Here is a 10,879-nt window from a genome sequence, read left to right on the forward strand (position 1 = left end):
ATTCTGTCCCCGCAATCGTTTTGAAGTGAACATCATGAAGCTTTCTTTCTCCCTCCCCGACAACACCACCGTCGACGCCGACCTGAAGAACCTGGTCATCGCCGGCTGGGCCGGCCGCGACATGGCCGCCATCGAGCACCACATCGAAGAGCTGGAAGCCCTGGGCATCTCGCGCCCCAGCGCCGTGCCGCTGTTCTACCGCGTCTCGGCCAACCAGCTGAGCCAGGACCAGGACGTGCAGGTGCTGGGCGGCGAGTCCTCCGGCGAAGTCGAGACCTTCGTCTTCAACGCCGGCGGCGAGCTGTACGTCTCGATCGCCTCCGACCATACCGACCGCAAGCTCGAAGCGCACAGCGTGGCCTTCTCCAAGCAGGCCTGCATCAAACCGGTGGGCACGGCCGCCTGGAAGCTCTCCGACGTGGCCCACTACTGGGATGAGCTGGTGATCCGCTCGTGGATCGAAGAGAACGGCGCCGCCGTGCTGTACCAGGAAGGCCCGCTGTCCTCGCTGCGCACGCCCGACGACCTGATCGCCCGCTTCACCGACGGCCAGGCCATCCTGCCCGAAGGCTGCGGCATGACCTGCGGCACCGTCGGCGCCATCGGCGGCATCCGCCCGGCGGCCTCGTTCACGATGGAACTGTTCGACCCGCGCCGCAATCGTTCGCTGCGCCACAGCTATGTGACCGAGTCGCTGCCTGAAATGGCCTGAGGCTGCCGCCAGACAGCCGTCGATGCGCAGCAAACGACACCGGGTCCCGGCTTGCGCGGGGACGACACTGAGTAGATGACTGCACCCTCACATGTGCGATGCAATCACTTTCCTGTCGTCCCGGCGCAAGCCGGGACCCAGTGTCGTTCAGCCGACCAGGCGCCGCGCCGTTTGATGCGATACTCTCCCTTCCCGCCCCATGCGTGACAACACGCAGCGCGGCCACCGAACAACGCAAAACCAGAGACCGAACCGACCATGTTCAAGAAACTGTCCCAACTCGCCGCCGACCTCGACAGCGGTCGCACTACTTCCGTTGAACTGACCGAACAGGCGCTGGCGAAGATCGCCGACGCCAACGGCGAAGGCGCACGCGTCTTCACCAGCGTCTATGCCGACCAGGCCCGCGCCGCCGCCCGCGCATCGGACGCATTGCGCGCGGCCGGCCTGACGCGCTCGCCCATCGACGGCCTGCCGGTGTCGGTCAAGGACCTGTTCGACGTCGCCGGCGAAACCACGCTGGCCGGCTCGGTCGTGCTGCGCGGCAAACCCGCTGCCTTCGTCAACTCGACCGTGGTGCAGCACCTGATCAACGCCGGCGCGGTCGTCGTCGGCAAGACCAACATGACCGAATTCGCCTACTCGGGGCTGGGCATCAACCCGCACTACGGCACGCCGAAGAATGCCTGGGAACGCGACGTCGACGGCGGCCGCATTCCCGGCGGCTCGTCCTCGGGCGCGGCGATCTCGGTGACCGACGGCATGGCCTTTGCCGCCATCGGCTCCGACACCGGCGGCTCGGTGCGCATTCCCTCGGCGCTGAACGGCCTGACCGGCTTCAAGCCGACCGCCTCGCGCGTGTCGATGAAGGGCGTGCTGCCGCTGTCGGAATACCTGGACTCGATCGGCCCGCTGGCCGCCTCGGTCGAGTGCTGCGCCATCATGGACGCGGTGCTGTCCGGCGAAGACTACGTCGCGCCGGCGCCGCATCCGCTGCGCGGCCTGCGCCTGCTGGCGCCGACCAACGTGGTGCTGGACGGCATGGATGAACAGGTGGGCGCAGCCTACAAGGCGGCGCTGGCCAAACTGGCCGACGCCGGCGCGGTAATCGTCGAGAAGGCGATGCCGGTGCTGGGCGAACTGGCGGCCATCAACGCCAAGGGCGGCTTCACCGCCGCCGAAGCCTACGCCTGGCACCGCAAGCTGATCGAAGAAAACAAGGCCGGCTACGACCAGCGCGTGGTCTCGCGCATCCTGCGCGGCAAGGAGATGGGCGCGGCCGACCTGCTGGACGTGATCCACGCGCGCCGCGCATGGATCGCCAATGCCGAGGCCCAGCTGGCCGGCTACGACGCGCTGGTGATGCCCACCGTGCCCATCGTGGCGCCCAGGATCGCCGACCTGCAGGCCAGCGACGACGCCTACTACGCCGCCAACGGCGCCATCCTGCGCAACCCGACCCTGATCAACTTCCTCGATGGCTGCGCGGTCTCCCTGCCCTGCCACCAGCAGGGCCAGGCGCCGGTGGGCCTGTCCCTGGCGGCGCCCGGCGGGCACGACAAGCGCCTGTTGTCGATCGCGCTGGCGGTGGAAACTCTGCTCCAGCACTGAGCCTGCCACGTCCGCAAAAACGCCGGCGCACCTGCCGGCGTTTTTATTTCCGGTCCGCAACGATGCGTCGCTTGCACCCGTCCATGTACACTGACGGATCATTTGAAGATTCAGTCAGGGGAAGATCCATGCGGACAAGCATCGCGTCGCGCCGGGCAGCACACCGCCCCTTCACCCTCTTCCATCTCGCAGTCCTCGCCGGCGCCCTGTCGCTGTTGCTGCCGGGGGCTGCCGCGGCCGAGGATGTCGTCATCGGCTGGGCCGGCCCCGAACAGCAGCCGCATGCGCGGGCGCTCAAGCAGGGAGTGGAGCTGGCCATCGCCGAAGCCAACGAGCGCGGCCTCACCGTGCAGGGGCGCAGGCTCAGCTTCAAGCTGCTGGCCTACAACGACAGCGGCAACCCCAACGTCGCCCCCTTCGCCGCGCGTTCGCTGGTGGCCGGCAAGGCGGTCGCGGTGATCGGCCACTACACCACCGAGACCACCATCGCCGGCGCCCAGGTCTACGCCGAGACCGGCGTGCCCGAACTGGCAGTGTTCGCGCCCAGCCCCAGGCTGACCCAGCTCGGCTACAAGAACGTGTTCCAGCTGATCGGCAACATCGCCGACGCCACCGCCTACATGGCCACGGCGGTCGCGCAGATGGACGGCGGCAAGCGCGTGGCGGTGGCCTACAACGGTTCCATCATGGGCGCCACGGTGGCCGACGCGGTCGACCGCGAAATGCAGAAGCACGGCACGGCGCTGGCGGGCCGCGTCTCGATCAGCGCGCGCACGTCGGACTTCAACGCGGTGCTGAAGATGCTCGACGGCGGCAAGGCCGACATCCTCTACTTCGCCGGCATCCAGGAGCAGGCGCTGGCCCTGTCGCAGCGGCTGCGCGGCGCCAACCTGACGGTGCAGCTGATGCTCTCGGGCGGGGCCTTCAATCCGCACTTCTACGCCAACGCGGGCGGCTACGGCGAAGGCACGCTGCTGATGGCGCACAACCGGCCGGAGTCGCAACAGCCGGGCTTCCCGCGTTTCGAGAAGGCCTATGTCGCCCGCTTCCATGCGCCGGTCATGCCCTATGTGGCCAATGCCTACGATGCGACGGGCATGGTCATCGAGGCAATACGGCGCGGCGGCTCGGTCGAACCGGCCACGATCTCGGCCACCTTGCATGCGATGAGCTACGACGGCGTGACCGGGCGCATCGCCTTCGATGCCGACGGCCGGCTGGAAAACCCCAGCTATACCCTCTACGAAGTCAGCCAGAAAAAATGGAAGGTGGTGCGCAGCTTCCCCTGAGCGCACAGCATCGGAATTGCCTCACAGGCAACATTTCAGAAAGGCAATCTCCAGTTCGCCGGTTTTTTCATTAGAATGCGCTTTTGCAGCGCAGCGCAGCGCCGGTTTCTCCGGCCGCCGCGGCGCCTGCGGCAACCAGACGACAACCCATCCGGCATCCACTCGCCACGACCAATCACCTGCATGGCAACCAAGAAAACATCCCCGTCCGATTACAGTGAATCATCGATCCGCGTCCTCAAGGGCCTGGAGCCGGTCAAGCAGCGTCCGGGCATGTACACCCGCACGGAGAACCCGCTGCACATCATCCAGGAGGTGATCGACAACGCCTCCGACGAAGCGCTGGGCGGCTACGGCAAGAGCATCAGCGTCACGCTCAACGCCGACGGCAGCGTGTCCGTCGAAGACGACGGCCGCGGCATCCCGGTCGGCCTGCACCCCGAAGAAAAGGTGCCCACCGTCGAGATCGTGTTCACGCGCCTGCACGCGGGCGGCAAGTTCGACAAGGGGTCGGGCGGCGCCTATGCGTTCTCCGGCGGCTTGCACGGCGTGGGCGTGTCGGTCACCAACGCGCTGGCCACCCGCCTTGAGATTACCGTCTGGCGCGAAGCCGGCGTGCACACCCTGGCCTTCTCCGGCGGCGACGTCATCGAGAAGCTCAAGTCGCGCCCGGCCACCCGCGAGGACAAGAAGTCCGGCACCCGCGTCACCGTCTGGCCGGACGCCAAATATTTCGATTCGCCGGCCATCCCGCTGGGCGAGCTGCAGCGCCTGCTGCGCTCCAAGGCGGTGCTGCTGCCGGGCGTGAAGGTCACGCTGGCCAACGCCAAGACCGGCGACAGCCAGAGCTGGCAATACGACCAGGGCCTGCGCGGCTACCTGATGGAGCAACTGTCCCAGACCGGCAACGGCGAGACCCTGATCCCGCTGTTCGAAGGCGAACAGTTCGCCGGCCGCGACGCCGAAGGCTTCGCCGAGGGCGAAGGCGCGTCGTGGGTGGTGGCCTGGACCGAGGAAGGCGCGGTGGTGCGCGAGTCCTACGTCAACCTGATCCCCACCTCCAACGGCGGCACCCACGAGTCCGGCCTGCGCGAGGGCCTGTTCTCGGCCGTGAAGAGCTTTGCCGAGATGCACTCGCTGCTGCCCAAGGGCGTGAAGCTCCTGGCCGAAGACGTGTTCGCGCGCGTCTCCTTCGTGCTGTCGGCCAAGGTGCTCGATCCGCAGTTCCAGGGCCAGATCAAGGAGCGCCTGAACTCGCGCGACGCCGTGCGCCTAGTGGCCGGCTACTCGCGCCCGGCGCTGGAGCTGTGGCTGAACCATCACGTCGACTACGGCAAGAAGCTGGCCGAGCTGGTGATCAAGCAGGCGCAAAGCCGCCTGCGCTCGGCGCAAAAAGTCGAGAAGAAAAAATCCTCCGGCGTGGCCGTGCTGCCCGGCAAGCTGACCGACTGCGAATCCTCGGACGTCTCGCGCAATGAACTCTTCCTGGTGGAGGGCGACTCCGCCGGCGGTTCGGCCAAGATGGGCCGCGACAAGGAGTTCCAGGCCATCCTGCCGCTGCGCGGCAAGGTGCTCAACGCCTGGGAAACCGAGCGCGATCGCCTGTTCGCCAACAACGAGATCCACGACATCGCGGTGGCCATCGGCGTCGACCCGCACGGCATCAACGACACGCCGGACCTCTCCGGCCTGCGCTACGGCAAGATCTGCATCCTGTCGGATGCGGACGTGGACGGCTCGCACATCCAGGTGCTGCTGCTGACGCTGTTCTTCAAGCACTTCCCCAAGCTGATCGAGAACGGCAACATCTGCGTGGCGCGCCCGCCGCTGTTTCGCGTGGATGCGCCGGCGCGCGGCAAGAAGCCGGTGCAGAAGCTCTACGCGCTGGACAACGGCGAGCTCGAAGCCATCGAAGACAAGCTGCGCAAGGACGGCCTGAAGGAAGGCGCCTGGAGCATCTCCCGCTTCAAGGGCTTGGGCGAGATGAACGCCGAGCAGCTGTGGGAGACCACCATGAACCCCGACACCCGCCGCCTGTTGCCGATCGGCTTTGGCGAGCCGGGCGTGCAGACCTCGGAAGAGCGCTTCAACATGCTGATGGGCAAGGGCGAAGCCGCCTCGCGCCGGGCATGGATCGAAGAGCACGGCAACGAGGCCGAGGCGGACATCTGACATGTGCGCCCCGGCGCCTTCGCCCATGACCGGCAAGCCCGGCATGCCGGCCCGCACCCTGCTGATGCTGGGTGCGGGCCTGCTGCTGTGCCTGCCTGCGGCGCAGGCCCAGCGCATGCTCAACTACACCGACGCCGACGGCGTGGTCCACTCGCATGCCGAGAGCGAGCCCAAGGTCGATGCCGCCAAGAGCATCGTCTACCGTTACACCGACGCGCAGGGCGTGGTGCATTTCTACGCCGAGCGGGTCGACGACCGCGAGCGGCTCATGGCCAGCAGCGCGGCCCTGCTGAACCATCCGGGCGGCAAGGACGGTGCGGCCCAGGCCGATCCGCCGTTCGTCAAGACCATGATGGCGCATCCCGATGCGCGCAAGTACGATGCCCTGCTCAGCCAGGCCTCCGCCGAGTTCGGCGTGGACGCCTCGCTGCTCAAGGCGGTGATGACGGCTGAATCCGGCTTCAACGCGCGCGCGGTCTCGAGCAAGGGCGCGGTCGGGCTGATGCAGGTGCTGCCGGCCACGGCCGAGCGTTACGGCCTGCAGGGCGACCGCCGCAAGACCCTGCACCAGAAATTGACCGACCCGAAGATCAACATCCGCCTGGCCGCCCGCTACCTGCGCGACCTGATGGCCATGTTCCCGCAGCACGCCGAGCTGGCCGTCGCCTCTTACAACGCCGGCGAAGGCGCGGTGCAGAAGTACGGCAACAAGATCCCGCCCTATCCCGAGACCCAGGGCTACGTGCGGCTGGTGTCGCGCTTCTACCAGCTGTACCGCCCGGCGGGCCCGGCCGAGCTCGCCGCCACCGGCCGCGGCGCACGGCTCAAGGTCACGCTGCCGCCCCATGCGCCCGGGGCGGCCCGGTCCGAAGCGCCGTCGCCACAGGCCATCGCCGGCGCCGACGCTTCATTGAACGATCAACACGATTAACCAGTTCGACCCCATACACCGAACACACCGAATACACCGCTCCATGACCGAACAAGCCAACCTGTTTGACCAGACCCCGCCGCCGCCCGACGGCGACTCGCTGACGCTGTCGACTTTCGCCGAGCGCGCCTACCTCGACTACGCGATCTCGGTGGTCAAGGGCCGCGCCCTGCCCGACGTGGCCGACGGCCAGAAACCGGTGCAGCGCCGCATCCTGTATGCGATGAACGAGCTCGGCCTGAACGCCGCCGCCAAGCCGCGCAAGTCCGCCGCCGTGGTCGGCGACGTGCTGGGCAAGCTGCACCCGCACGGCGACCAGTCGGTGTACGACGCGCTGGTGCGCATGGCGCAGGATTTCTCGCTGCGCTATCCGCTCATCGACGGCCAGGGCAACTTCGGCTCGCGCGACGGCGACGGCGCGGCGGCGATGCGCTACACCGAAGCGCGCCTGACGCCTATCTCCAAGCTGCTGCTCGATGAAATCGACATGGGCACGGTGGAGTTCCAGCCCAACTACGACGGTTCCACCGAAGAGCCCAGCCTGCTGCCGGCGCGCCTGCCCTTCTTGCTGTTGAACGGCGCCTCCGGCATCGCGGTCGGCATGGCCACCGAAATCCCTTCGCACAACCTGGGTGAGGTGGCGCGCGCAGCGGTGGCGATGATTCGCAATCCCAACATCAGCCACGCCGAGCTGATGACCCACATCACCGGCCCCGACTTCCCCGGCGGCGGCCAGATCATCACGCCGCAGTCGACCATCGCCGAGATGTACCAGAGCGGCCGCGGCAGCATGAAGGTACGCGCGCGCTGGAAGATCGAAGACCTGGCGCGCGGCCAGTGGCAGGCGGTGATCACCGAGCTGCCGCCGGGCGTGTCGTCGCAGAAGGTGCTGGAAGAAATCGAAGAGCTCACCAACCCCAAGCTCAAGCTGGGCAAGAAGACGCTCACGCCGGAACAGCAATCGCAGAAGGCCGCCATCCTCGGCCTGCTCGACGCGGTGCGCGACGAGTCCGGCCGCGAAGCGCCGGTGCGCCTGGTGTTCGAACCCAAGTCCAAGAACCAGGACCAGACCGAGTTCATGAACACGCTGCTGGCCCAGACCTCGCTGGAAACCAGCGCCTCGCTGAACCTGGTGATGATCGGCGGCGACGGCCGCCCGCGCCAGAAGGGACTGACCGACATCCTCAAGGAGTGGATCAGCTTCCGCTTCGAGACCGTCACCCGCCGCACGCAATTCCGCATGCAGAAGGTGAACGACCGCATCCACATCCTGGAAGGCCGGGAAGCGGTACTGCTCAACATCGACAAGGTCATCAGGATCATCCGCGAATCGGACGAGCCGAAGCCGGCGCTGATCGAGGCCTTCAAGCTCTCCGACCGCCAGGCCGAAGACATCCTGGAAATCCGCCTGCGCCAACTGGCGCGCCTGGAAGCGATCAAGATCGCCCAAGAACTGGCCGAGCTGCGCAACGAAAAGACCACGCTGCAGGACCTGCTCGACAACCCGTCGTCGATGAAGAAGCTGGTGATCAAGGAAATCGAAGGCGACGCCAAGCAGTTCGGCGACGAGCGCCGCACCATCATCGAAGAAGCCGAGCGCGCCACCTTCGAGCAAAAGGTGATCGACGAGCCGGTGACCGTGATCATTTCGCAAAAGGGCTGGGTGCGCGCGCGCACCGGCCACGGCCATGACGCCACGCAATTCACCTTCAAGGCCGGCGACGGCCTGTACGGCGCCTTCGAGTGCCGCACGGTCGACAACCTGCTGGCCTTCGGCTCCAACGGCCGGGTCTATACGATTGCGGTGAACGCCCTGCCCAACGCCCGCGGCGACGGCGTGCCCGTTACCACGCTGGTCGAACTGGCCAGCGGCAGCAACATCCTGCACTACTACGCCGGCCCCGCCGACACCACGCTGCTGCTGGCGTCCGACGCCGGCGTGGGCTTCGTCGCCAAAGCCTCCGACATGTTCGGCCGCGTCAAGGGCGGCAAGGCCTTCTTCACGCTGGACGAAGGTGCCCTGCCCCTGGCCCCGCGCACCGTCGCCGCCGACGCCGGCGCCGTGGCCTGCCTCTCGGGCAACGGCCGCCTGCTGGTGTTCGGCCTGGACGAAATGAAGACCCTGTCCTCGGGCGGGCGCGGCGTGAACCTGATGGAGCTGGAGAAGAACGAAAAGCTGCTCGGCGCACAGGCGATCAGCCAGAAGGGCGTGGTGATCTTCGGCACCGGACGCGGCGGCAAGGCGCAGGAAGTGTCGTTGTCTGCGGCGGCGCTGGGCGTGCATATCGGCAAGCGGGCGCGCAAGGGGAAGGTGTTGGAGTCCAGGGTTAAGGCGGTGGGGTTGCGCCCGGAAGTTTAAAATCCAGACAATGCCTGAAGAAACACCCCCTCGCGATAAGCTTGGGGGCGTTCTTGTTTTCTGCCGGAGATGCTGGCTGTGACATCCGCGATCGCGAGCAATCCAGCTTGCTCATGCAGACGACTGAACTACTTCCAGAACCCCGGTGTGGCCATCATCAAAAAACGTAGCCAGAAACAACCGCAGTCAGCGCATGCCCGACTCGACTACTGACATCTTTCTGCGTTTTTGACAGGAACAGGAACTGATGGCGAGCCAAGTTCAACCACCTTTATTGAACAGCTCTTTTGAGCGGGTTCAATAAAAATCGACGCCTCATAGTCCTTATTCTCTTCCGGCACAAAGCTTCCAGACACCGAACACTGGTACAACCTGCCGTTATACGCCACCCCCTCGGGGGTCGTCAGCAATACCAATGTAAACGGCTTATCTGCAGTCACATAAAGCTCTCCTGCGCTCTTGCCGTCACGCGGCGCTCCAGGCATGTTCAGTGACCGCCCTCGATAACCGCTGCTGCCAAAGATTCCTCCAAATACCGTGCCCGCACCTGGCGCACTCCAATCGATGCACGCCTTTTCCGGCACAGCTTTGACAAGCATGTTTGCTACGACTCTGAGCCGTGCACGTGCTCCGTCTTTGGGTTCGTCTGCTGCTTTGAATTGCGTTCCGAGATCCGCACAACCACTGAGGAGTAGTGCAATTACTGGCAATGCCAAGTTATTCATCTCTTTGACTTCTATTCAGATGTTAATTTCTCACAATTGATGATTCCTCGTTAAACAAGAGCAATCACTGCCTAACGAATATTGGCATCCTCAACGTTACTACGATGAATACATGCAGGCAGATTTGTATATGACTTTTGGTTACAGATGAGCGCAGTTCTTCCTGAATAGACGAATCCCTTTCTCTGCATGCACTGTTCAACTTCTGCATATATATTCATGTTGATTTTCCCGTATATCGCGACACTATCCGCCGGGAGAATCCATCCACATCCACGAAGTTCATCAACTACACCTGAAAACTGATAGCCTGGCTTGTGCCACTGTTCAGCAGGATGAGGAGGCGGCTGAAAAGGCTTCTGGGCGGCACACCCGGTCATTTCGACCATCATTGTCGCAATCATCCCCAACCTTATCCATATTGAAGTCACTGACTAGCCCCCTTATTTTACTGGTTGAAGAATGGGAATCGTACCTCCCCAATAATTCCCACATTGAGCAGCACTGGATTTCCCGTAGCAGTTATGCACGGTGAATTCTCCCCCCATGACATTTTTCACTTCACGGAACCATGTACTTCCATCGGGAATAGTTCCACCTGTTCCTGGATTTCCTCCAATCCATCCTCCGACAGGATCCGCCCAATGATTCTGCAGTTGCAGGTCAGGTCAAGGTGCCAAAAAGCCTCTGGATCTCTTCAGGTACGCATCCCATTTTTTTACCTATTTTTATTTTTCTAAGCCAGAATTTCGTTTTCAATTCAATGTCGTCAATACCGTTCTTTTCAAAAAACATGGCTAGGCTTTCGCAAAAATCATTTAGCGTCCCTCCATATGCTCGGTATTCACATTTATCCTCAGGAAGAAATACGGTTTCACCCGCAAAAAAATCGCCATTTGAAATCAAATATCTCAATAGCAATAAAGCATCTGCCATTCTTTTTTTATCTGATTTATCAAAAGGATGATCATTAACGTCATACGAAACAATGCCAATTATTTGACTAAAAAATATAAGATCTACGTCGCCCTCCTCATATAGACCGTCGATCATTTCCAAGGCGTACTCTTTATCGTCCAT

General features: G+C 63.8%; 8 protein-coding genes. 6 read left to right on the top strand and 2 right to left on the bottom strand.

The window, feature by feature from the left end; translation table 11 throughout:
- The first annotated feature begins 34 nt into the window (after positions 1–34).
- From CEJ42_RS03515 to parC, 6 genes are all read left to right on the top strand, one after another.
- Positions 35–712, top strand: coding sequence for a DUF2848 domain-containing protein (locus tag CEJ42_RS03515; RefSeq protein ID WP_088750217.1), 678 nt, complete (start codon positions 35–37; stop codon positions 710–712).
- 258 nt (positions 713–970) lie between these two features.
- Positions 971–2,323 (top strand): amidase, encoded by a 1,353-nt coding sequence (locus tag CEJ42_RS03520; RefSeq protein ID WP_088750025.1) that lies wholly within the window; start codon positions 971–973, stop codon positions 2,321–2,323.
- A 128-nt stretch (positions 2,324–2,451) separates the two neighbouring features.
- On the top strand, positions 2,452–3,612 hold the full coding sequence (locus CEJ42_RS03525; RefSeq protein WP_165774375.1) for a branched-chain amino acid ABC transporter substrate-binding protein: 1,161 nt from the start codon (positions 2,452–2,454) through the stop codon (positions 3,610–3,612).
- Positions 3,613–3,795: 183 nt separating this feature from the next.
- Entirely contained in the window at positions 3,796–5,784 is a 1,989-nt protein-coding gene (locus CEJ42_RS03530) for a DNA topoisomerase IV subunit B (protein ID WP_088750027.1), read from the top strand.
- 25 nt (positions 5,785–5,809) lie between these two features.
- A complete protein-coding gene (locus tag CEJ42_RS03535) occupies positions 5,810–6,715 on the top strand; it encodes a lytic transglycosylase domain-containing protein (RefSeq protein WP_088750218.1) in 906 nt (301 codons plus the stop codon).
- 43 nt (positions 6,716–6,758) lie between these two features.
- Entirely contained in the window at positions 6,759–9,074 is a 2,316-nt protein-coding gene (gene parC / locus CEJ42_RS03540) for a DNA topoisomerase IV subunit A (RefSeq protein WP_088750028.1), read from the top strand.
- 206 nt (positions 9,075–9,280) lie between these two features.
- Here the strand turns inward: parC and CEJ42_RS24405 are convergent, their stop codons facing one another.
- On the bottom strand, positions 9,281–9,799 hold the full coding sequence (locus CEJ42_RS24405; RefSeq protein WP_129587665.1) for a hypothetical protein: 519 nt from the start codon (positions 9,797–9,799) through the stop codon (positions 9,281–9,283).
- Positions 9,800–10,462: 663 nt separating this feature from the next.
- The gene (locus CEJ42_RS03545; protein WP_088750029.1) at positions 10,463–10,879 is read right to left on the bottom strand and encodes a hypothetical protein; all 417 of its coding nucleotides are present in this window, start codon (positions 10,877–10,879) and stop codon (positions 10,463–10,465) included.

The sequence above is a fragment of the Herbaspirillum robiniae genome (genome assembly GCF_002213415.1).
Lineage (GTDB): Bacteria > Pseudomonadota > Gammaproteobacteria > Burkholderiales > Burkholderiaceae_D > Herbaspirillum > Herbaspirillum robiniae.